Below are 21453 nucleotides of genomic sequence, written 5' to 3'. Positions count from 1 at the left end.
TAACTATTTCCCCTTCACTTAGCTACCCATATTATAAACACTACCTACATTAAACTTCACCAGAACAAAAAAGGTGGGAACGCTTGTTTAGCGTTTCCACCTTTTTTACGAATCAAACATATAGGTTCTCGTTCGGGACCGAACATTTAACACAAGCCCAATAGCGAGCATGTATGTGATCAAAGAACTACCACCGTAGCTAATAAACGGAAGAGGCAAGCCTGTGATTGGCAGAAGCTGAATCGACATGCCGATGTTTTGGAAGATTTGGAATGTAAACATTCCAATCAGTCCAACGGTCAAGTAGCTTCCGAAAGGTTCGTTGCTTTCAAGTGCTGTTGTAATCATGCGGTAAATTAATAGGAAGAAAAGCGTGACCACGACGCTCGAACCAATGAATCCGAACTGTTCAGCAATGGCTGTAAAAATCATATCCGTGTGGCGCTCTGGGATATAAACTTGCATTTCGTTGATCCCTTTACCCATCAATTGTCCGGAGCCAATAGCCATCATAGCGCGAACAAGTTGATAGCCGTAATCCTCGTATTCTTCAGGCTGAAGCCAACCATAAAAGCGCCCTGTTACGTGTCCAAAGTCAGATTCAACGAGTAATTTCTCCATCGCCACAGGGAAAAATTGAAACAAGCCTACAAGGACAAGAGTGACCATACTAATAATCCCGATAATACTTAGCAATATTCTCCACCGAATTCCTGATACAAGAATGAGTGCAGCTGTAATAGCAGCTAACACAAGGAACGTTCCTAAGTCAGGTTGTTTAGCAATGAGGGCCATCGGAGGAAGAGCAACACCGACGAGTTTGACAAGAAGCCATAGGTCATACTTCAGGCTTCGTTCAGTTGGGCGTTTTTCATTGTGTCGAACAATAAGATGACTTTGTAAAATAATGAGAAACACTTTCATGAATTCACCAGGTTGAATTGTGTTCCCTGCAATTTTAAACCAACTTCGTGCCCCGTTATTTTCATGAACAAGGCTAGAAGGGACGTTGAATTCAAGCATTAGTAGCATCATAATACCAATGCCATAGAATACCCAGGCAAGCTGTCGGAAACGGTCGTAATCAAATAACATCACTACTCCAATAACAATGGTTCCTAGTGCATACCACTGCAGTTGTTTCGTAAAGAAATTGGTGTAGTCATACTTAGAAGGAAGCGTCGGCTGAATAGTGTAAAGCGTGAAGCAACTAACAGCAGCGATCGCGACTAAAATCATGATGAGTGAAAAGTCTATTTTAAGACCTTGATTGTTGTTCATGAAGGATCCCTTTCTTCTTTCCATAGATTCCGAATTAATATATGTTCCCATATGAAAGTTTACACTATTCTGAGCTGTTTTTTAAGAACTTCTTCCATCGGATTGGTTTTGTGTCTTTAGAGGGATACTAATGGGACATTGACAAAAAAAGATGTGGAACTTACGATAAAACGGTCAAATGACTAGGTAATGTGGAAAAGACTGTATAATAGAGACATTAAACCACTTCTGGTTAAACGGCGAAAGGGAGGGTTTATCCATGGAATATCTTGAAGACCATGAACGACGTGAACTATGGGACACCATTCAAGATGCATTATTTAATGACCAAATTGACCAATTCCGAGCTGAATTCCTTGAAATGCACCCTTACGACCAGGCGAAGATCTTCGAAGAGCAAACGCAAGATGTGCGTATGCAAATCTATACGTACTTATCACCTGATGAGATCGCTGAAGTCATGGAGCATATCGATGTGGATGATATTGAAGAGTACTTCACAGAGATGGACCCACGATTCGCCGCTCAAATTTTGGCTGAGATTTCAACGGATGATGCTGCTGATATTTTAAATGAACTGGATAAAAACCAAGTCGCTAGTTTCCTGACCATAATGGACAAGGAATCGGCTTCTGATATTAAAGAACTTCTGTACTACGAAGAGAAAACTGCTGGTAGTATTATGACCACAGAATTCGTTGTAATCCGTGCTAATCAAACCGTACGGGAAGCCATGCTTCATTTAAAAAGGGAAGCACCTGACGCTGAGACCATCTATTATGTGTTCGTGATCGATGAGGACAAGCATTTAGTTGGTGTTATATCCCTGCGAGATCTTATTATTGCAGAAGAAGATTGGTATATTTCTGAAGTGATGAGTGACCGAGTGGTTTCGGTGCAAGTTGGCGAAGACCAGGAAGACGTTGCTCAATTAATGCGTGACTATGACTTTCTGGCGCTTCCTGTTGTTGATTTTCAGAATCACATGCTAGGTATAATCACGGTCGATGACATCATGGACGTTATGGAAGAAGAGGCGAGTGATGACTATTCAAAGCTTGCTGGTGTCTCTGATTTGGATCGCCCGGATGAGAATGCATTCGCAGCAGCTAAGAAAAGGTTGCCCTGGCTTGTCATCCTACTGTTCTTAGGAATGATGACCGCGAGTTTGATTGGACGATTTGAAGAAACATTAAATCAAGTCGCTATACTTGCTGTCTTTATTCCTCTTATTGCTGGTATGGCTGGGAATACAGGAACGCAAGCGTTGGCGGTTGCGGTACGAGGTCTTGCAACGGGTGAACATGAGAAAGAAGGTATCCTTAAGCTTGTGTTCAGAGAAGCTGGAACAGGTCTTATCACTGGTCTCACGTGTGGTGTGCTTGTGACGTTTATCGTGTACTTTTGGCAAGGTGATTATTACCTCGGTTTACTCGTTGGAATCTCCATTATGTCGACTCTCATTGTTGCGACACTTGCGGGTGCATTAGTACCTTTACTTATGCACAAATTAAATGTGGACCCAGCTGTAGCTTCAGGTCCATTTATTACGACCATTAACGATATTATTTCAATCTTAATCTATTTCGGTATGGCAACGACGTTTTTACGCTTGCACTTATTGATTTCCTAGAAGTAAAGGAGGGCTAAGTGAATGGAACACGGTTCTGCATCTGTTACATCACTTGTGATTGTTGTCATCGCAGCATTCCTGACGCCCATCATCCTTCATCGTTTTCGTTTGAAGACCATCCCTGTTGTGGTGGCGGAAATTATCGTTGGACTGATCATTGGTCAGAGTGGCTTTGACTTAGTAAATGAAGGCATGTGGCTTGAGACCTTGTCTACTTTAGGGTTTATCTTCCTTATGTTCCTTAGTGGACTTGAGATTGATTTCTCTGCCTTCGCAGGAAAGAAGAAGAAAGAAACCCTCCCAAGCGGTGGAGAAGCACCGAACACATTGGTTGTGGCCTCGAGCATGTTCTTATTCATTCTTGTGCTGTCACTTGGACTATCCTATTTATTTGTTCTAGCTGGCTTTATCGATAATGTCTTTCTAATGACATTAATTATCTCGACGATTTCTTTAGGAGTCGTTGTCCCAACGTTAAAAGATGCCCAAATGCTACGGAGTAACATCGGGCAAATCGTGTTACTCGTAACGGTAATCGCTGACTTAACAACGATGATTTTGCTCGCTGTCTTCGTATCAATTTATGGAGGAGAGGAAAGCTCGAGTATGTGGCTTCTTCTCATTCTGTTCGGAGCTGGTGTAGCGATTTACTTTGTCGGAAAATACTTTCAAAATCGCTCCTTTGTGGAGACGATGTCGAAAGGTACCATCCAAATTGATACCCGTGCCGTGTTCACCATCATTCTTATTTTGGTCGGCATTTCAGAAACGGTTGGTGCTGAGAATATTCTTGGTGCTTTCTTAGCGGGTGTTGTTGTCGCTTTATTATCTCCCAATCAGGAAATGGTCAAGCGGCTTGATAGTTTCGGGTATGGCTTCTTAATTCCGATCTTCTTCGTGATGGTCGGTGTAGGAATCAATATCCCGAAGCTTTTCCAAGATCCTAAGATTCTACTGCTTATGCCATTACTATTCGTGGCGCTTGTGATTGCTAAAATGATTCCGGCGCTTATCTTAAGAAAGTGGTATTCCTGGAAAGAAGTTTTTGCAACAGGATCTATTCTAACCGCGAAGCTATCGTTAGTCATCGCGGCTGCTACAATCGGGGAAAAGATGGGGCTCATTAGCACGAGGATGGAAGGAGCGCTCATCCTTGTCTCTGTTGTATCTTGTCTTGTAGCCCCTGTTATCTTCAAGAAGCTTTATTCTCATGAGGAAGAAACAGAGCATGTCCAGCAAGTAGCTTTTATCGGTTCGAACCGAATGACATTACCGGTTGTGCGTGAGCTTGATCCAAAGCTTTATAAAACGCATCTTTATCATACAAAAGTCGATAAGATTGATGAAAAAGTAAGCCGGTCTTGCTTTGATATTAATGAAGTAGAAGACTACGACTCCGAGTTGTTGGCGAAACAAGGGGTATTCAATGTGGACCTTCTTGTTGCCTCAATAGGTGATGAACAACTGAACACTGAGATTGCCCTTTATGCAAAAGAACAGGGAGTTGAACGCGTCATCGCACGAGCCGAATCCCCTGAACTGGATCAGAAGCTTCGCGAAAATGGAGTCGAAGTATTCTCTGTCTTCTTATCATCAAAAGCATTGTTAAAAGCACTTATCACCGCACCAAACGTTGTGGACATTTTAACCAACCAAGAGAGTTACTTGTATCAGATCGAGATGAATAACGAAGAATATGACGGTATGTACATCCGAAACTTCCCGTTCACAGGCGATGTCATCATGGTTCGCATATTCCGTAATAATGAATCCATCATCCCCCACGGAGATACAGAATTGAAGACCGGTGACCAACTCGTTGTTACAGGATCTTCTGAGTACGTTGAAGAACTTCGCTTTGACCTTGAATTTGCTAGCTAAACCAAAAAAGCTTCGGTCCGTAACGGACCGAAGCTTTTTTAGGTTTTTAGTGCAGTGCAGGGCGGTGAGGGTGTCGGGATGGGCTTTGGAAGTGACGGGACGCGGGGGAGAAGCGTCGAGACGAGTGCCGGAAGTGTGTCGGGGGGAGCGTAGGAAGTGTCCGGACGAGCGGTGGAAGCGTTGGGACGAGCAGTGAGAGCGTCGAAACGAGTGCCGGAAGCGTCGGGATGCGCGTAGGAAGTGACGAGACGCGCGTAGGAAGTGTCCGGACGAGCGGTGGAAGCGTCGAGACGGATGCAGTAAGCGTCGGGACGAGCGGTGGAAGCGTCGGGACGAGCAGTGAGAGCGTCGAGACGGATGCCGGAAGCGTCGGGATGAGCGTCGTAAGTGTCTGGACGCGCGCAAGAAGTGTCCGGACGCCCATCGAAAGCGCCGGGACGAGCGAAAAAAGCGCCGGAATGAGCGTTGAAAGCGTCAGGATGAGCCCCTGAAGTGTCGAGACGCCCAGCAAAAGCGTCAAAACGCTTTTGCACTTTAGCAAAGTAACGGGTGCCAGACACCCGTTCTTGCTTTAATGCATAAAAGCGCTTCAGAAGACTTTTTTTCATTTTTTTATTTTGTTTTTATGTAAGCGGTTAACATGCTGAGGGTGTTCGTTTTTCGAGGCTTGTTAGGAGAGAGGAGTATTCTTAGTTAATTATGAATTTTCCGATAAAGGTTGTGTTTAATGGGGAGCCTCTTTATAATGTCTTTAATAGAAGTACATATGTACGTTTCGTATAGACAATAAGGAGGGGAAAGCGATGCAAGATAAGAAATTAAACGTAGGATTATGCGGACTAGGAACAGTAGGAACAGGGGTTGTAGAGATTTTACAAAACCACCAGGAAGACATTGTACACCAGGTGGGATGCTCAATTGATGTAAAGCGCATTCTTGTAAATGATCTTAGCAAGCCACGTGGGGCATCGGTTGATCCTTCTTTATTAACCGATCAAGTAGATGAACTCGTAAATGACCCTGACATCGACATTATTGTTGAGGTTATGGGTGGTATAGAAGATACGTATCACGTTCTTGAGCGTGCTGTTCAGAACGGCAAACATGTTGTAACAGCTAATAAAGATATGATGGCTGTTCACGGTGGCAAGTTAATGGAACTGGCTCGAGAGAAACATTGTGATATTCGTTATGAAGCAAGTGTAGCAGGCGGGATTCCGATTATTGGATCTCTTACAAACGGGCTAGCTTCAGACCGTATTAATAAAATGATGGGGATTGTGAACGGCACAACGAATTATATCTTAACGAAGATGGTTGATGAGAAGCGCACGTTTGAGGATGTATTGAAAGAAGCACAGGATCTTGGCTTCGCAGAAGCAGACCCAACTTCAGATGTAGACGGGTTAGATGCTGCGCGTAAGATCAGTCTCTTATCAACGCTCGCATTCAAAATGCAAACCGTTCTCGATGACGTTGAAGTAAGTGGAATTCGCGGCATTTCTTCTGAGGACCTTGCTTACGCAGCTCAACTTGGCTATACAATGAAGCTACTAGGCATTGCAAGCCGTGAGAATGGAAAAGTGGAAATGAGTGTGCAGCCAACACTTGTTCCGAATGCCCATCCTCTTGCAGGTATTAAAGATGAATATAATGCAGTATACGTGTACGGGGACGCAGTGGGAGAGACGATGTTCTATGGGCCTGGTGCCGGTAAACTTCCAACTGCAACAGCTGTTGTGTCTGACTTAATGGATGTGGTGAAAAACGTTCGCCTTGGTGTAACAGGTGAGTCATCTGTTTCTCCGCATTATGATAAACAAATGAAAACAAAGGATGAGATCTTCTCGAAATTCTTCGTTCGTTTAGAAGGGGAAGATGAAGCAGGAACATTCCTCGCTATTACACAAGAATTCGCAAATAGCGGTGTTTCCTTGGATAAAATTTTGCAAATGCCAGTTGAAGGGCATGACGCTGCTGACATTATTTTAATTACACATAATGCAAGTCGATTCCAGATGGATGCTATCCTTCATGCCTTAGAAGAAATTGAAGCGGTTCGATCCATTCATAGCGTGTATCGAGTTGAAGGAGAGGGGAATTAACTATGGCTTGGAAAGGTCTTCTATCACACTATGAATCTCTCTTACCTGTAACAGAAGAAACACCAAAGCTTACGTTACTAGAGGGGAATACGCCTTTACTTCCACTTGAAAAGCTGTCAAAAGAATATGGCATTGAGGCCTATGTAAAGATCGAAGGCGCTAATCCTACTGGTTCTTTTAAAGACCGTGGGATGGTTATGGCCATGGCAAAAGCTGTTGAAGAAGGAGCTGAAGCGGTCATCTGCGCCTCAACAGGAAACACCTCAGCAGCAGCGGCGGCCTATGCAGCTAGAGCTGGATTACGGTGTATTATCGTAATTCCAGACGGTAAGATTGCACAAGGAAAACTTGCTCAGGCTGTGATGTATGGCGCTGAAGTATATGCCATCGAAGGAAATTTCGATGAAGCTTTGAAAATTGTTAAACACTTAGCTGAAACGGATAACTTTACACTCGTTAACTCTATTAACCCGTACCGAATCGAAGGTCAAAAGACAGCAGCTTTTGAAGTGTGTGACGTGTTAGGTAAAGCGCCTGACCATTTGCTTATTCCGGTAGGGAACGCTGGTAATATTACAGCGTACTGGAAAGGGTTTAAAGAGTACCATCAAGCTTACCATACAGGTTTACCGAACATGAGAGGATTTGAAGCAAGCGGGTCTGCTGCTATTGTTCGTGGGGAGGTCATTGAGCAGCCGGAAACCCTTGCCACAGCTATTCGAATCGGAAATCCGGCTAGTTGGGATCATTGCTTAGAGGCAACGAATGAATCCAGTGGTGCGATAGGCGAAGTGACGGATGAAGAGATCGTAGAAGCTTATCAATGGTTAGCCGAGAACGAAGGGGTATTTGCTGAACCAGCTTCTTGTGCGTCAATTGCAGGCCTATTTAAGTCTCTGAAACAAGGGGAGGTTTCAAAAGGTTCACAAGTGGTGTGCGTGTTAACAGGTAATGGATTGAAGGATCCGACAACCGCTATCGAGAAGAGTGCTATTCAGCCAACCGTTCTTCCTAACGATCTTGAAAAAGTAACAGATGCCATCCAAAACGGAGTGGTTTCATGATACGCATTCGTGTACCAGCCAGTTGTGCCAATCTAGGGCCTGGCTTTGACTCCATTGGTGTTGCTTTAAATCTGTATCTTGAAGTACAGGCAGAACCTTCAGATGCGTGGTATTTTGAAGCGACTTCTGAATCTGTTAAAGGGATGCCTGAGGATCATCAGAACACCATTTATCAAGCTGCACAATTTGCCGCTACTAAACGAGGGTTTGAATACTTGCCACCTCATAGGGTTGAAGTAGCTAGCGAGATTCCGGTAGCGAGGGGGCTTGGCAGTAGTGCCTCGGCAATTGTAGCTGGTATTGAACTAGCGGATCACATACTAGACTTGCAATTTACCGAAGCAGAAAAGGTCTCTTTCGCATCTCAAATAGAAGGGCACCCGGATAACGTTGTACCCTCTGTCACGGGGAGCGGTGTTATCGCCTATCAAGAGGGGGAAGATGTCAGTTGGACTACTGTTCCATTTCAAGACGTATGCTTTTTAGCTGCTATTCCTTCATTTGATTTGAAAACGACTGAAGCGAGGAACGTACTGCCCTCAGAACTCTCGTATAAAGAAGCTGTAGACGGCAGTGCTGTCGCTAATGTTCTTGTTGCTGCTTTAGCTCAAGGAAACTGGGCGCTTGCTGGTAAAATGATGGAGAAAGATCGCTACCACCAGCCTTATCGAGGGACATTAATGCCTCATTACGACGAACTTCGAAAATTTCTAAAACATCAAGGCGTATATGGGACCTTCATGAGTGGTGCGGGTCCTACGATTATGAGTCTGATTCCAACAGAGCACGGCGCTTTAATCACAGAAACCTCTCAAAGGGCTTATCCAAACTTTGAGTGGAAACGGCTGTCTGTGGATTATAGCGGCTCGGTTGTAACGACAGAAAAAATTGAGACAAAATCTTAAACAAGGTGCTCCGAAATAGGGAGCACCTTGTTTTGTTAAAAGGTTTTGAATGGGTCTAAGGATGGGGATACTAGAAAGGAATTGTGTTTTTGTTTGATTTTGTTTAGAATAGTAGCAGGTACTAATAACAAGTAATAACTATAGACACATTTTCTCCGAGGAGGACGAAAGAATGAATATGTCATTACAAGGTCGTACATATGTTGTGATGGGAGTAGCCAACAAGCGAAGCATCGCCTGGGGAATTGCTCAGTCACTACACAATGCAGGAGCACGCTTGATTTTCACATACGCTGCAGAGCGTTTCGAGAAATCTGTCCGTGACCTGGCAGCAACTTTAGAAGGTGGAGAAGAATCTCTTTTCTATCAGTGTGATGTAACAGATGATGAGAACATCATGGAAACATTCCAACAGATTCAAAACGATGTGGGTGTAATCCACGGATTAGCTCATTGTATTGCTTTTGCTAACAAAGATGAACTAAAAGGTGACTTCTTAAATACGAGCCGTGATGGCTTCTTAACAGCTCACAATATCAGCTCTTATTCCTTAACAGCTGTATCTCGTGCTGTACAACCTCTTATGTCAGAAGGCGGCGGTATCGTAACATTAACATACCTTGGCGGTGAGCGCGTTGTACCGAACTACAACGTTATGGGTGTTGCGAAAGCAAGCCTTGATGCGAGCGTGAAATACCTTGCTGAAAGTCTTGGTAAACACGGCATTCGCGTCAACGCGATTTCTGCTGGTCCAATCCGTACGCTATCTGCTAAAGGTGTAGGCGACTTCAATTCAATCCTTAAAGACATTGAAGAACGCGCTCCACTACGTCGTCCAACGACTCAAGATGAAGTAGGCGACACAGCTTACTTCCTACTAAGTGACTTCTCCCGCGGTGTAACAGGCGAGATGATCCACGTAGACTCTGGCTTCCACATTATCGGACGCTAAACGAATGACAATATGATTGAAAAGTCCAAGGCTCTGCCTTGGGCTTTTTTTTGTATGATGTCAGAAGTTACGAAAACAAGCATAGCAGTTACCAAAGACGGTTGGGAAGTGGCTAAAACGAAAGTAAATTGACTAAAAACAAAGGAGAACTTATGAAAAGGAGCCGAGAAGTTACTGAAAGAGACCGAGAATTTACCAAAGCCGGGCAGGAAGTTGCTAAAATGATAGTTATCTTACTAAAAAGAGCAAATCAAAGAGGCCGCTTACCAAATCCACCTTCCCATGCAAAAATGAGTCGGAAAAACTAGGCACATTCCCCGTCTCTTTAGCATAGGCTATAGTGTAGATTAATGATGATATAGGGGGAGTGTGTATATATGGCTAAGAAGAAAAAGGAACGTGTAAAGCAGCCGATGTTGTATATTACACAGCCTGACTTTGAGAAGGCGTCGCCAAATATGCAGTCTGTGTATCGAACAGAAAGGAAACCGTTAACTAAGAAAAGTGAAGACACACAAGAATCCGAGCCGAAATTTGAGGCGAAAGCGGAAACAGCAGAAAAAGAACAAGCGTCTGACTCACAAGACACCCCTACTCAAGAGAGATCGAAGCGAGGGCAACAGCGCCGAAAACGTTATTCGCTAGGGCTTGGGGAACCTGATCAATCTAGGCCAGCAGGGTATGATCCGTTTTTAGGTCGTCCAGATCCTTTTGCAGTAGCTAAAGAAGATCATGTTGAGGGAAAGCAAGAAAGCGAGATTGACCTTCAGGAGCCGCAGAAAGATCAAGAGTCAGAAGTGGAACCGCCTACAGTTAGGGAAGAAAAACAGGCGGAGCGGTTAGAGTATTCTTCAGAACCTGCGTCACACGATGAGGAAACTCAAGATTCTGGAACAAAAGAGAGCGAAGGGAAGCGACGCGTATCCTTTACGAATAGGAACCGTCGTAGCAGATTTAAAGATATGAGTCTAGAAGATAAAGTAGACTATTTCGTTAATTTGCCTTCGCAAGTCCCGAGAATGAAGTGTGAGGTTATTACGGATGAAGAGCGATATAAGGGATGGATTGAAGACTATGAAGAGGGAACTGTATATATGAAAATCCTTCAGCGGCCATTCCGCGTGGAAGTTCCGTTTGATGACATTAACGACATTGTATTAAGAGGATTTTAGAGGGCTGCTAAAAGCAGCTCTTTTTTTCGTCTAAGAAATCGACCTGCATATTAAAACGAGGGGGTAGTAACTTGGTTTTGAATAAAAAAGTCAGGTCCCGTTTTAGGACCTGACTTTTATTCATCGACTAAGCTCTTGCGTTGATCGCAGGAAGGCAAGTGATGTGGCAGAAGCAGTTAAGGTCTACTGTGATGCAGATACCAGTTGCGCGTAGGTTACTTGTGTCCTGGTCGCTTGGTGATTTGATGTGGCACTCTTCAGAAGAATGAGGTGTAACAAGTAGTTCAAGTAGTGCGCATTCGCAATCTTCGTCTACCTCTTTAACGCGGAAGATGAAGCTTTCGCGAATTGTATCGATTTCGTTGCGACGAGCGCCGAAACCTTTAAATGGTTTGCAATCTTTGCAATAAAGAATGACAGGTACCGTATCTTTATTTGTCCCACGGTCCCCCATTAATTCGTTAATTGACTCTTCGCAGCTAGAATTGCAATCATCTGTTACGTCGTTTTGTGCGTCAACGATTTCTTTAAGGATGTCGCATACACAACCTTCAGCTGACTCGACTCTGTTTTTTCCACAACCCATGTGTCATTTCCCCTTTCTGGACGTTTTGACTTATTGTCTTTAATAGAATATGTCGGGAGCCTCCATGTGTGTGGGCAGAAGCCTGTATTTTTCTGAAAGGCTTGATGAAAAAATCCAAGGGCGGTTTTCTTAAGAAATAGGGCAATAGCCCAAACACACCTAATCCATCATACATAGGATACTAGCGAGTAAAGATTTATAAAGGAGTGGACCAACTGTGTCAGAGAAACGAAAAAAAGTCATCCATGTAGATGAAGTGATCATTAAAGCTGAAAACGTGGTTATTGAACCACAACGTCCTCACCGCCGTGATCGTCATGAAGAGGACCGGTTCGACCCATTCTTCGGGCCTCGCCGTGCGCAGGTTGAAAGCGTATCGGAAGAAGAGCATGTGGAGTTAGAAGAAGAAGTGGAAGAAGTTCATGAAGAGGGAGAAGAAGGCGAAGATCGTCGCCCGCCATTCTCTTGGATCTAAACATTCATAAATGGTCCTTTGCCCTTTCCGGGACAAAGGGCTTTTTATTTTGATAATCAAATGGACAACCCTCTATTCATATACTTCATTAAAGGATGTGATGCATATGGGGTTAACGTGGATGGAATTATTGATTCTCGTACTAGCTAGCTTTCGGGTTACGAGATTGCTTGTTTATGACACGATTACAGATTGGGTCAGGAGGCCTTTCCACAAGGAGGTCGAACAGGTAAATGAAGACGGAGAGACCGAAGTCTTTATTGAAGTAAAAGGAAAAGGATTGCAAAGGTTCATTGGCGAATTACTTAGTTGTCACTGGTGTACGGGGGTCTGGGCATCTGCACTTGTGTACGGCACGTTTCTATTTTTCCCTATACTCATCCCTTTATGGATTATATTCGCCATTAGTGGCGGAACGGCATTATTATTTAAACTTTTTGACTAGAGAGAGGTACCTACCCATACGGAAAGGTGAAATCTTTCATACACTAAGACTAGGGGCTAAGTTTAGTTGAAAGGGTGGTGGAGAAGTTGAAAAGTAAAAAAACAGCTTCACAGAATGCCTCATTGAAACCAAAACCCGTATCACCGAAGAAAAAGAAAGGCTGCGGTTGTGGAAAGAAGAAGTCGAAGTAAATGCCTCGAATTCGAATATTTGAACCCCATTGGATGAAACCTTTCCATGACCTTAATAAGCATATGGATTTAAAGGAGTCGTGGTTTCAGTTTCCAGAAAAGAAAAAAGCTAAATTTGATCAAGAATTTCAGTCTTTTCATACATCCCATGACGAATGGCATAAATCGTTTCAAGAAGGCATTAACGAGATTGAAAAGGCGATGAACGAATTAGAGAAGAAGATGGAAGGCTAGGTCTCTGGATAGGGACCTTTTTTAATGTTGAATATTCGGAAACTGGGGCATTGTAGTAAGGAGGCGTCCGTTACCATATGGAGATGAGGGCTTGCTGTGGGACAACTCGCTTTCCTGCGGGGAGCTGGTAAGCCTCCTCCTTCGCTGACGCTCCGTGCGGGGTCTTACCTAGGCTCCCCACAGGAAAGCGAGTGGTTTCCAGGCCCACCTTACGCTTTATTATTGCTGACGGAAACATCTCTCTATCTATCGCAAACAGGCATATTATATGGAAGAAACGGGTAGAGTAACGTAAGGATCTAAAAAAGGAGTGATAGGATATGGGATACATTTTACCAATACCGCACTACCAATATAGCGATTATCGTGAGCGAGTCGAACGCACGAAACGTGATCCATTTCCGATTGAACCAGTGTTTAAATTAGATTTAGAGCAACAGTTAGATAACCCTGAGCCGAGAGAAGAAGATCGGAAAGATTACCAGTTTTATAATGAACAAATAACGAAGCAGCATAAGCCTGATTTATATGCGCCGGGTTCTGTGCATTTGGGGAAGACGCACAAAGTTTATTCTGACTTAACAGGAATTGGGCGGCATTTTAACGAAAGTATTTAAAAATGCCGAAGGAGTCGAAATCATGCAGCTGATTCAAATTAATACAAACTGCTATTATTTTAGCGGATCTGTCAATATAGGGTACATTTCTCAAGGGGAGTCGGGAATGATTGTGGATGCAGGAATCGACTCCCAAACGATGAAGAAAGTATTAAAGAAACTAGACCAAGAAGGGTTGCCTGTAACGCACCTTTTTATTACACATGCGCACTCCGATCATTATGGAGGCGGGTCTTATTTGCAACAGGATCGCGCCATTTATACGTTTGCTCCTTATTATGAGGAAGCCATTTTACGTAACCCTTCCATTGAGCCCTTATACTTATTCGGTGGAAATGACCCATTACCGGAACTGCGAAATAAATTTTTAGAGGGAAACTCCATTTTTGTAGATGAGGTATTGCAAGAAGGCGTTTACGAGCGAGATGGCTTCAATTTTACGACGTATTTGTTGCCGGGGCATAGCTATTATCAGCTTGGGATTAAAATTCATGATTGCTTGTACGCAGGAGACGCCTACTTTAGTGAAGAGCAACTGCATAAGCACAAGATCCCTTTCTTAACAGATGCTCATCTTGCTATTCAATCATTGTACAAGCTAAAAGAGATTCATACCAAAGGGGCAGTTCCTGGTCATGGAGAATATGAAGAAGATTTTCATGATACGGTTGATGCGAACATTGCTTATCACCATGAACTGATGCATATGCTATGGGCTTATATTGAAGCAGAGAAGCTTGTCTCTCACGAGGAACTTATCGTGTATATGTGTAATACGTATCAAGTGAAGGTAGACCAACTCCCTCAATGGCTTTTATTCCGTACAGCTGTGACGGCATACTTAATTGCGTTGCTGAAACAAGAACAAGTTGGGTATAAGATCGAAAACTATCGATGGATGTTCTATATAAAAGAAGGAGAAGCTTAGTATGGGACGACATACAATGCTTCTCCTTCTTTGTATTCTGCATACATTAACTCTTTAGGCGACTGGATGTTTTGTTTTCGTAGTTCTTGATGTAACCACTCCTCCGTCAAACCAGCTTCCTCAAGATTATCCCATAAAACTTCTCCATCACTAACGAGTGTACGAGGCAAGTAGACCCGTTCTGGTTTTAAATTGAGATCTCCGCGGCTTGGGGTCTGTTCGAGAGATTTCTTTAATACCGATACCGTTCCATCTGTTTCAAGTATGGCGTATTCCACTTCTTGTATAGAAAAAACATCTTTTGAACGGAGCAAATGCTGTAGCTGATTAATATCAAGCTTTCCTTTGTTCATAAGTTCTTTCTGAATTTTTCCTTCATATATAATAATCGTAGGTCGCCCTTCAAGCAAAGCGCGCGAACCCTTGAATTTCTCGGTGATCCATTCTGTCACATAAATAAGAATTCCCCAGCAGAAGACAGCGAAAAGGACTTGAGATATGCCGACTTCTTTATCATATAGCGCGTTGCCGACAAGTTCTCCGAGGACAAGTGCAGCGATGAAATCAAAAGCAGTAATCTGCGTAATTTGAGATTTACCTAGTACTTTAGTTAAGACGAATAAGCACAAAAATCCGATGATGGTTTCAACTAGTATGGAAGTATAAACCAATCTCCTCTCATCCTTTCTTTATTCCTCTAACCATTTTTGCCAAAAGAGAGGGAGGGTATACAAAGAAGTCGACGCCCAGTAAGATGAAAACTGAACACGATGCAAGGAGGATAGGCCTTATTGATACATAAACTTTTATTTATGCTAAGTATAACTGCGCTTTTACTTTATGTCTGGACGGGAAACCAACTAGTAGATGAAGATTTGTTGCTTACCGTTGCAATTGGGGGATTTATAGCTTCAATCTTACTAACATTCTTGATTAAAATAGGGAAATTCCTGCTTACCGTAACAGTGCTGGTATTGCTCGGCTTGATTGCATTCCAATTTGTGGTGCCTGCTTTATAAGAGATTACAAAAAAGCTCAAAGTTATGACTTTGAGCTTTTTAATACTAGACATTATAAATCTTTAATCATTGTAACGTGTGGGATGCCAGCGTCCATAAATTCCTCTGAAACCACTCTGTAACCAAGTGATTCATAGAAGCCAAGTGCTTGAGTTTGAGCGTTTAGCTTACTCTTAAGGTAACCCTTGTCTTTCGCATGACCTTCCATATGAAGAATCATCTGTTTTCCAAGCCCTTGTCCTCTAGAAGACTTTATCATACAGATGCGTTCGAGTTTTGCATACTCACCGACAAACCGTAAGCGACTTGCGGATATAGGTTGATCTTCTTCATACCCAACGAAGTGCGTCGCTACTTGATCGAATTCATCCATTTCTTCTTCTATAGATACATTTTGTTCTTCCACGAAAACGATTTTTCGGACAGAATAGGCATCCTCTAACTGTTGATCGTTTGTAACTTGTTCGATTCTCATGTACGACTTATCCTTTCCCAAGGCGGAACGTTTCATAAACGGTCCAAGATCCATTTTCTAACTGATAGAGCAATTGGAAACGATCAACTGTCTCTTCGAACTCATGGCTGATCATACGTAAGCTGCCATACACATCTGAATGTTCATCGTCTGAAAGCTTCTGTGCGATTGTGATGTGAGGGACAAAGGAAAACGTCTGTCCATTCGGAATATCGCTTTTGTGAAGTTTCTGATGTAGCTCCATAAGCCCATCTACGGGTTCTACTTTCATATAGATTGTATTTGTTACCGGTGAGAAGGTGCTTAACTTGTTGATCATTAGAGAAAAGGGTTGTGTATCTTTTGCCACTTTAGAGAGTTTTTGTACAACTTCTTCGATATGATCTTCTTCTGCTTCAAAAGCTTCTTTCAATGTTACGTGCGGTGGAATCAATGCGTAATGTGGGTCGTATCGTTTTCTGTAAGAATTTGCAATGTCTTGAATTTGCTTAGATGGAAATAAAGCAATACCGTACTTCATGTTTGAACCTCCCATTTCATATTTAATAATAAAGATGAATCGTTTCATCTTGATAGAATAATGGTATTATACATTATATCAAATTTTCTGAAATTCTTCTTGAGGTAGTTTAAGGATTTTCACTTCCGAACATAGTAGGAAGTGCCCGTTTTAAATCTTTTTGCCAATATTTCCACGTGTGTTCACCGTCAAGTTCGTGATAGGTGTAAGTATGGCACTTTTCTTCTAAAACGTCATAAAGCTTTCGGTTTGGTGTAAGGAAGTCTTGAACCGTTCCATCTGTTGTAGAAACTTCAGTCTCCTGTGTTCCAATCGTATGATAGATTTCCATAGTTGATAAGGCATCACTATCCTGTGCTTCTTGTAATACGGTTTCATCAACGTACGGAGACTGCATAATCACTTTACCGAACGTGTGCGGATATCGAAGAGCTGTCATGAGTGCCATCGTGCCACCAAGTGAATCTCCCATAAGAGCGCGGCAACCACCCATGTGATATGTAGGAAGTTCTTCATCTAGCATCGGAACGACTTCCATCGCAAGAAACTTCATATAAGATGTGAAATTCTTGCCTTCTGGATGATACTTCTCACGGCGATCATACTTGTCTTTGTAATGTATACCAACGAAGATGGTGTTCTCAATCGTTTGGTCCCCGTGAAAGCGGTCGCTCAATGTGGCTACCCTTCCGAGCTGCATATAGTCATCTCCGTCTTGCATTATACAAATGTTGTATTTATATAATGGAGAGAACGTTTCTGGTTTGTAGATCTTCACAGTTAATGTTTCGTTCAAATATTGGCTATCAATGGTTTGATCTGTCATGGTTCCTTTTCTGCCCATTTTAACACCTCCTATAATGATGAAAGAGGAAGCTATCCTCATCGATTCCCCCGTGAAGGAAGAAATAAACAACAATGTATTAAGTGTATCACATTTAATGAAAAAAGCGGATTTAACAACTTGGGGGCAGGGTAAAGAAGAGGAGGGATTCTTTGGCGGTTAAGACAAAAGACCTATTTTGATAAACGATAGAAATCATCATTTCGAAATAATGAATAAAAGATGGTATAATGATGTTAGGAAAGCTAACTTATTACGTAAAGCTGAAAAGTCTTTACATAAAATTATTGTCAAAAAATTAGTGATTGTCTTTCCAATTGAATCCTGCTAAAATACAATTAGCAAATTATAATCATTTTTAGGGGGTAAATAAAAATGACAAAGAAAAGAAGTTTATTGGCTTTCATCCTTATGTTAGCGCTTTCTATGGTGTTAGCTGCTTGTGGCGGCGGAAGTGCTGACGACGACTCTGGCGACGGAGGTAGTGAAGGCGATGATGGTGGTAAGAAGTTCGTTTCCTTACTAACTGGTGGAACAACTGGTACATACTATCCGTTAGGTGGTACGTTCGCACAGGTTATGAACGAAAATGTTGATGGCGTAGAAGTTTCAGCTCAATCTGCTGGTGCTTCGGTTGAGAACATGAAGTCCTTATCAAAAGGTGATGCTGAGCTAGCTTTTGTTCAAACAGATATCGCAGCTTATGCAGCTGAAGGTAAGTTAATGTTCGAAGATAACAAAGTTGATAACGTTCAAGCAATTGGAACGCTTTATCCAGAAACGATTCAAATCGTTACAACGAAAGATTCTGGTATCGAATCAGTTGAAGATCTGAAAGGAAAAACGGTTTCTATTGGAGCTCTTGGTTCTGGTACAGCAGCAAATGCTGAGAATATCTTAGATATTCACGGAATCTCTCTAGATGATATCAAGAAACGTGACCTTGCTTTCGGTGAATCTACTAGTGGAATCCAGGATGGTTCAATTGATGCAGCATTCATTACTTCTGGAACACCAACTGGTGCGGTTGAAAGCTTAGCGGCTACAACAGACGTTAAGATTGTACCGGTTGCAGAAGATAAGATTGAAGAGCTTATTAGCGAGTATCCTTACTACGCTAAAGATGAAATTAAAGCAGAAACGTATAGCAAAGTAGACGAAGCTGTTACGACAGTAGCTGTTCAGGCGATGCTAGTTGTTTCTAAAGATTTAAGTGAAGATGTTGTTTATGATATGACGAAAGCGTTATTTGAAAATACAGATGCCATTTCTCATGCTAAAGGTGAATTCATCACAGCTGAAAGTGCTCTAGATGGTGTTGGAATTGACGTTCATCCAGGTGCTCAGAAGTACTTTGATGAAAAAGGTGTTAGCAAGTAAGTAACCATAGTCACCACGGAGATAAGATAGACCGAATTGTTCGGTCTATCTTTCTTCATGAAAAGAAGGGATGAACTTGAAGAAAAGCAGATACAAACTCGTAGTTGCCATTTCCCTCATCGCGGTTACGGCACTGTCCGTTCTTATCTTTTATCCAAACCGCACGGTTATCACCTTCCAACATATAAGGTCGGGAGAAGAGTTAGCTTATCTTCCGATTCATCAGCAAAAACACTTTCAGATCAGATACATTCATTCTGTTCACCTTTCAGAGGTTATTGAAGAATTTGAGCTTCAGAACGATTATTCCATTCAACCAAAGAAGCTCATATATGAAGATACGGCAATTGGCATGCCATCGAATGCCTATGGAGAAGATACGTTCGAAATGAAAGACGAGAAATATATCATCACTAAGGGTCCAAACACGAAAACATTACCTTCTATCAATTTGTCTGTGGGGCAAGTCCGATCGGAGCATACAATTGTTTACGATGGAGAGTCATACGTATTGAAGGATTTTGTTGGTGCCGGGACGAGTATTAAGATCGAAGCCCGTGACATGAGTATTTGGCAGATGTGGAAAGGAGTGAAGATGAGTGAGTGATAAGAACAACCAAGATCATACACTCTCACAGGAAGACCAGGACGCACTGGTTAAGAAGTACGATGTTGAATCAAGCGTCCGAGATTTATCAGGATTTGTAGGAAAATTTGTATTCTTTACCTTGTTAGCTTTTTCTCTTTATCAAGTTTATTTTACTGTCATCTATCAAATACCAGCCCAAATGCACCGATCCATCCACTTAGGGTTTGCGTTAATGCTTATCTTCTTGCTTTTCCCAGCAAGGAAGAAGAACTTAGAGCGAGGAAAGCTCGGTTGGTATGATTATCTATTAGCCATATTGAGTGTCGGGGTAGGAGCGTATTGGCCGCTAAACTATGACCAGATTATTGCTCGTGCCGGAGAAATGACACAAATTGATTTCTATGTAGGTGGTCTTGCGATCTTGCTTGTTCTTGAAGCGACAAGGCGTGCTGTGGGACTCCCAATTACGATTATCGCATCCCTATTCCTGGCTTACGCATATTGGGGACGTCAGATGCCTGACTTCCTAATTCACCGTGGCTTGGATGTGGATACGATTGTACAAACGATGTTCTTTACAACAGAAGGAATTTTTGGGACGCCGCTTGCGGTATCATCCACTTTTATCTTCTTATTCTTATTATTTGGTGCCTTTCTTGTGAAAACAGGGGTAGGCCAATACTTTAATGACCTGGCGGTAGCCTTAGCGGGTAAGCGTACAGGTGGTCCGGCGAAGGTAGCCATTTTCTCCAGTGCTCTTCAAGGGACAATCAGCGGAAGCTCTGTAGCGAACGTTGTAACATCAGGTTCTTTCACGATCCCAATGATGAAACGTCTCGGTTATCGTAAAGAGTTCTCTGGTGCGGTTGAGGCAGCGGCTTCAACGGGTGGTCAACTTATGCCGCCTATTATGGGTGCAGCTGCCTTCTTAATGATTGAATTCATTGGGATTGATTATTGGTCTATTGCTAAGGCAGCGGCCATTCCAGCTATTCTTTACTTCACAGGGATCTGGATTATGACGCACTTTGAAGCGAAGCGAATTGGACTTCGCGGTCTTGATGATGAAGAGGTTCCTGATAAGAAAGAAGTGCTGAAGAAGCTTTATCTTCTACTTCCTATTGTAGCGATTGTTTTCTTCTTAGCTTCAGGTTTAAGTATTATTTTATCTGCTCTTTATGGAATCTTTACAACGATATTAGTTGGTCTTTTGCGAGAAGAGAAGTTTCGCAAGATCTATCCGATCGCATTTGCGGTTGGTGGAATTGCTTATATCATTTATAAAGCGATCGTAAACGGCGGACTCGCAGACGGATGGTTCGTTGGTGGTCTGATTGCAGGAACGATTGCTACGATTGTAGTGAGTTACTTCTTTGATGGAAACTTTGCTGATACGATTGATGCCCTTGTCCAAGGTGCTAGAACAGCCCTTGGCGTTGTAGCTGCTACGGCTGCTGCGGGTATGATTGTAGGGGTTGTAACGAAGACGGGTCTTGGCCTTAAATTGGCCAACAGCTTAGTATCCCTTGCAAACGAGCAAATTCTATTAACCTTGTTCTTTACCATGGTAGCAGCAATCATATTAGGAATGGGTTCTCCAACAACGGCGAACTACGTTATTACCTCAACGATTGCAGCACCAGCGATTATAGCGTTAGGTGTTATGGAATTACCGGCTCACTTGTTTGTATTCTACTTCGGTATTATCGCAGACATCACCCCTCCAGTTGCACTTGCAGCCTTTGCAGCATCCGGGGTGTCAGGGGGCGAACCGATACGGACCGGGGTCAACGCGGCAAAACTTGCCATTGCGGCCTTTATTATTCCGTACATGTTCGTCCTGCAGCCTGAACTATTAATGATCGACGCCACGTTCTGGGGTCTGATCTGGATCTTGTTCACAGCGATTGCGGGTATGATTGCAATCGGTGCTGGCATGATCGGATATTGGTTCCGTAAAGTGTACTGGGTGGAACGAATCCTTGCTGTCGGTGGCGGACTAGCGCTCATCTATCCAGGAGGCTACTCGGATACGATTGGACTTGTGGTGTTCGGCGGTATTTTAGGAGCACAATTCTTAATCAAACGAGAGTTGATTGGGAAGCCAATGCCGCAAAGAAGTCGTGCATAATGGAATAGCTAGAAACATGAGGGCGA

At 42.8% G+C, this 21453-nt stretch carries 22 protein-coding genes; 16 read left to right on the top strand and 6 right to left on the bottom strand.

Annotated features, from left to right (window positions below; genetic code table 11):
- Positions 1-105 precede the first annotated feature (105 nt).
- A complete protein-coding gene (locus N780_RS13095; protein WP_036784864.1) occupies positions 106-1281 on the bottom strand; it encodes an FtsW/RodA/SpoVE family cell cycle protein in 1176 nt (391 codons plus the stop codon).
- A 259-nt stretch (positions 1282-1540) separates the two neighbouring features.
- On the opposite strand from N780_RS13095, the gene mgtE reads away from it, so the two are divergent.
- The 7 genes from mgtE to N780_RS19290 all read left to right on the top strand — a co-directional run bounded on the left by mgtE (position 1541) and on the right by N780_RS19290 (position 10993).
- Positions 1541-2914 carry a magnesium transporter gene (gene mgtE / locus N780_RS13090; RefSeq protein ID WP_036784861.1) on the top strand — a complete coding sequence of 458 codons (1374 nt, stop codon included), beginning with the start codon at positions 1541-1543 and terminating at the stop codon, positions 2912-2914.
- A gap of 21 nt (positions 2915-2935) precedes the next feature.
- Positions 2936-4795: a monovalent cation:proton antiporter family protein gene (locus N780_RS13085; RefSeq protein ID WP_036784857.1), complete on the top strand. Its 1860-nt coding sequence runs from the start codon at positions 2936-2938 to the stop codon at positions 4793-4795.
- An 803-nt stretch (positions 4796-5598) separates the two neighbouring features.
- On the top strand, positions 5599-6900 hold the full coding sequence (locus N780_RS13075; RefSeq protein ID WP_036784850.1) for a homoserine dehydrogenase: 1302 nt from the start codon (positions 5599-5601) through the stop codon (positions 6898-6900).
- A gap of 2 nt (positions 6901-6902) precedes the next feature.
- Positions 6903-7964 carry a threonine synthase gene (thrC, locus tag N780_RS13070; RefSeq protein ID WP_036784847.1) on the top strand — a complete coding sequence of 354 codons (1062 nt, stop codon included), beginning with the start codon at positions 6903-6905 and terminating at the stop codon, positions 7962-7964.
- Positions 7961-8869, top strand: a complete 909-nt coding sequence (gene thrB / locus N780_RS13065; protein ID WP_036784844.1) for a homoserine kinase — start codon at positions 7961-7963, stop codon at positions 8867-8869. The genes thrC and thrB overlap by 4 nt, the downstream gene beginning before the upstream one ends.
- Before the next feature lie 172 nt (positions 8870-9041).
- Complete coding sequence (gene fabI, locus N780_RS13060) at positions 9042-9821, top strand: enoyl-ACP reductase FabI (protein ID WP_036784842.1); 780 nt, start codon at positions 9042-9044, stop codon at positions 9819-9821.
- Between the two features lie 377 nt (positions 9822-10198).
- The gene (locus tag N780_RS19290) at positions 10199-10993 is read left to right on the top strand and encodes a CotO family spore coat protein (RefSeq protein WP_052115066.1); all 795 of its coding nucleotides are present in this window, start codon (positions 10199-10201) and stop codon (positions 10991-10993) included.
- A gap of 127 nt (positions 10994-11120) precedes the next feature.
- Here N780_RS19290 and N780_RS13050 read toward each other — a convergent pair whose 3' ends face one another.
- On the bottom strand, positions 11121-11579 hold the full coding sequence (locus N780_RS13050) for a CotY/CotZ family spore coat protein (RefSeq protein ID WP_036784840.1): 459 nt from the start codon (positions 11577-11579) through the stop codon (positions 11121-11123).
- Between the two features lie 217 nt (positions 11580-11796).
- On the opposite strand from N780_RS13050, the gene N780_RS13045 reads away from it, so the two are divergent.
- The 5 genes from N780_RS13045 to N780_RS13025 all read left to right on the top strand — a co-directional run bounded on the left by N780_RS13045 (position 11797) and on the right by N780_RS13025 (position 14469).
- Positions 11797-12054, top strand: a complete 258-nt coding sequence (locus N780_RS13045) for a hypothetical protein (protein WP_036784836.1) — start codon at positions 11797-11799, stop codon at positions 12052-12054.
- Between the two features lie 106 nt (positions 12055-12160).
- The gene (locus tag N780_RS13040; protein WP_036784833.1) at positions 12161-12499 is read left to right on the top strand and encodes a DUF1360 domain-containing protein; all 339 of its coding nucleotides are present in this window, start codon (positions 12161-12163) and stop codon (positions 12497-12499) included.
- A 191-nt stretch (positions 12500-12690) separates the two neighbouring features.
- On the top strand, positions 12691-12924 hold the full coding sequence (locus N780_RS13035) for a hypothetical protein (protein WP_052115065.1): 234 nt from the start codon (positions 12691-12693) through the stop codon (positions 12922-12924).
- A 320-nt stretch (positions 12925-13244) separates the two neighbouring features.
- Entirely contained in the window at positions 13245-13541 is a 297-nt protein-coding gene (locus tag N780_RS13030) for a hypothetical protein (RefSeq protein ID WP_052115064.1), read from the top strand.
- A 22-nt stretch (positions 13542-13563) separates the two neighbouring features.
- Entirely contained in the window at positions 13564-14469 is a 906-nt protein-coding gene (locus N780_RS13025; RefSeq protein WP_036784832.1) for an MBL fold metallo-hydrolase, read from the top strand.
- Here N780_RS13025 and N780_RS13020 read toward each other — a convergent pair.
- Positions 14466-15140: a YetF domain-containing protein gene (locus N780_RS13020; RefSeq protein WP_036784829.1), complete on the bottom strand. Its 675-nt coding sequence runs from the start codon at positions 15138-15140 to the stop codon at positions 14466-14468. The genes N780_RS13025 and N780_RS13020 overlap by 4 nt on opposite strands.
- A 120-nt stretch (positions 15141-15260) precedes the next feature.
- Here N780_RS13020 and N780_RS13015 point away from each other — a divergent pair, with 120 nt between their 5' ends.
- A complete protein-coding gene (locus N780_RS13015) occupies positions 15261-15488 on the top strand; it encodes a hypothetical protein (protein WP_036784827.1) in 228 nt (75 codons plus the stop codon).
- Positions 15489-15540: 52 nt separating this feature from the next.
- Here N780_RS13015 and N780_RS13010 read toward each other — a convergent pair whose 3' ends face one another.
- The 3 genes from N780_RS13010 to N780_RS13000 all read right to left on the bottom strand — a co-directional run bounded on the left by N780_RS13010 (position 15541) and on the right by N780_RS13000 (position 17327).
- Positions 15541-15963: a GNAT family N-acetyltransferase gene (locus N780_RS13010; protein WP_036784825.1), complete on the bottom strand. Its 423-nt coding sequence runs from the start codon at positions 15961-15963 to the stop codon at positions 15541-15543.
- A 7-nt stretch (positions 15964-15970) separates the two neighbouring features.
- Entirely contained in the window at positions 15971-16483 is a 513-nt protein-coding gene (locus N780_RS13005) for a YjcG family protein (protein WP_036784823.1), read from the bottom strand.
- A gap of 109 nt (positions 16484-16592) precedes the next feature.
- Positions 16593-17327 carry an alpha/beta hydrolase gene (locus tag N780_RS13000; RefSeq protein ID WP_036784821.1) on the bottom strand — a complete coding sequence of 245 codons (735 nt, stop codon included), beginning with the start codon at positions 17325-17327 and terminating at the stop codon, positions 16593-16595.
- A gap of 375 nt (positions 17328-17702) precedes the next feature.
- On the opposite strand from N780_RS13000, the gene N780_RS12990 reads away from it, so the two are divergent.
- The 3 genes from N780_RS12990 to N780_RS12980 all read left to right on the top strand — a co-directional run bounded on the left by N780_RS12990 (position 17703) and on the right by N780_RS12980 (position 21427).
- On the top strand, positions 17703-18707 hold the full coding sequence (locus N780_RS12990) for a TAXI family TRAP transporter solute-binding subunit (protein WP_036784817.1): 1005 nt from the start codon (positions 17703-17705) through the stop codon (positions 18705-18707).
- Positions 18708-18783: 76 nt separating this feature from the next.
- Positions 18784-19314: a DUF1850 domain-containing protein gene (locus N780_RS12985; RefSeq protein WP_052115063.1), complete on the top strand. Its 531-nt coding sequence runs from the start codon at positions 18784-18786 to the stop codon at positions 19312-19314.
- Positions 19307-21427, top strand: coding sequence for a TRAP transporter permease (locus tag N780_RS12980; RefSeq protein ID WP_036784813.1), 2121 nt, complete (start codon positions 19307-19309; stop codon positions 21425-21427). The genes N780_RS12985 and N780_RS12980 overlap by 8 nt, the downstream gene beginning before the upstream one ends.
- Positions 21428-21453 lie beyond the last annotated feature (26 nt).

Source organism: Pontibacillus chungwhensis BH030062 (genome assembly GCF_000770675.1).
Classification (GTDB): Bacteria; Bacillota; Bacilli; order Bacillales; family BH030062; genus Pontibacillus; species Pontibacillus chungwhensis.
The sequence above is the reverse complement of the archived record's forward strand: the minus strand, read 5'-3'. Positions and strand labels throughout refer to the sequence as shown.

Bases quoted from the DNA above. Each gene is read 5' to 3' on its own strand.
- N780_RS13095 (WP_036784864.1), bottom strand. From the start codon at position 1,281: ATGAACAACAATCAAGGTCTTAAAATAGACTTTTCACTCATCATGATT.
- mgtE (WP_036784861.1), top strand. From the start codon at position 1,541: ATGGAATATCTTGAAGACCATGAACGACGTGAACTATGGGACACCATT.
- N780_RS13085 (WP_036784857.1), top strand. From the start codon at position 2,936: ATGGAACACGGTTCTGCATCTGTTACATCACTTGTGATTGTTGTCATC.
- N780_RS13075 (WP_036784850.1), top strand. From the start codon at position 5,599: ATGCAAGATAAGAAATTAAACGTAGGATTATGCGGACTAGGAACAGTA.
- thrC (WP_036784847.1), top strand. From the start codon at position 6,903: ATGGCTTGGAAAGGTCTTCTATCACACTATGAATCTCTCTTACCTGTA.
- thrB (WP_036784844.1), top strand. From the start codon at position 7,961: ATGATACGCATTCGTGTACCAGCCAGTTGTGCCAATCTAGGGCCTGGC.
- fabI (WP_036784842.1), top strand. From the start codon at position 9,042: ATGAATATGTCATTACAAGGTCGTACATATGTTGTGATGGGAGTAGCC.
- N780_RS19290 (WP_052115066.1), top strand. From the start codon at position 10,199: ATGGCTAAGAAGAAAAAGGAACGTGTAAAGCAGCCGATGTTGTATATT.
- N780_RS13050 (WP_036784840.1), bottom strand. From the start codon at position 11,579: ATGGGTTGTGGAAAAAACAGAGTCGAGTCAGCTGAAGGTTGTGTATGC.
- N780_RS13040 (WP_036784833.1), top strand. From the start codon at position 12,161: ATGGGGTTAACGTGGATGGAATTATTGATTCTCGTACTAGCTAGCTTT.
- N780_RS13035 (WP_052115065.1), top strand. From the start codon at position 12,691: ATGCCTCGAATTCGAATATTTGAACCCCATTGGATGAAACCTTTCCAT.
- N780_RS13030 (WP_052115064.1), top strand. From the start codon at position 13,245: ATGGGATACATTTTACCAATACCGCACTACCAATATAGCGATTATCGT.
- N780_RS13025 (WP_036784832.1), top strand. From the start codon at position 13,564: ATGCAGCTGATTCAAATTAATACAAACTGCTATTATTTTAGCGGATCT.
- N780_RS13010 (WP_036784825.1), bottom strand. From the start codon at position 15,963: ATGAGAATCGAACAAGTTACAAACGATCAACAGTTAGAGGATGCCTAT.
- N780_RS13005 (WP_036784823.1), bottom strand. From the start codon at position 16,483: ATGAAGTACGGTATTGCTTTATTTCCATCTAAGCAAATTCAAGACATT.
- N780_RS13000 (WP_036784821.1), bottom strand. From the start codon at position 17,327: ATGGGCAGAAAAGGAACCATGACAGATCAAACCATTGATAGCCAATAT.
- N780_RS12990 (WP_036784817.1), top strand. From the start codon at position 17,703: ATGACAAAGAAAAGAAGTTTATTGGCTTTCATCCTTATGTTAGCGCTT.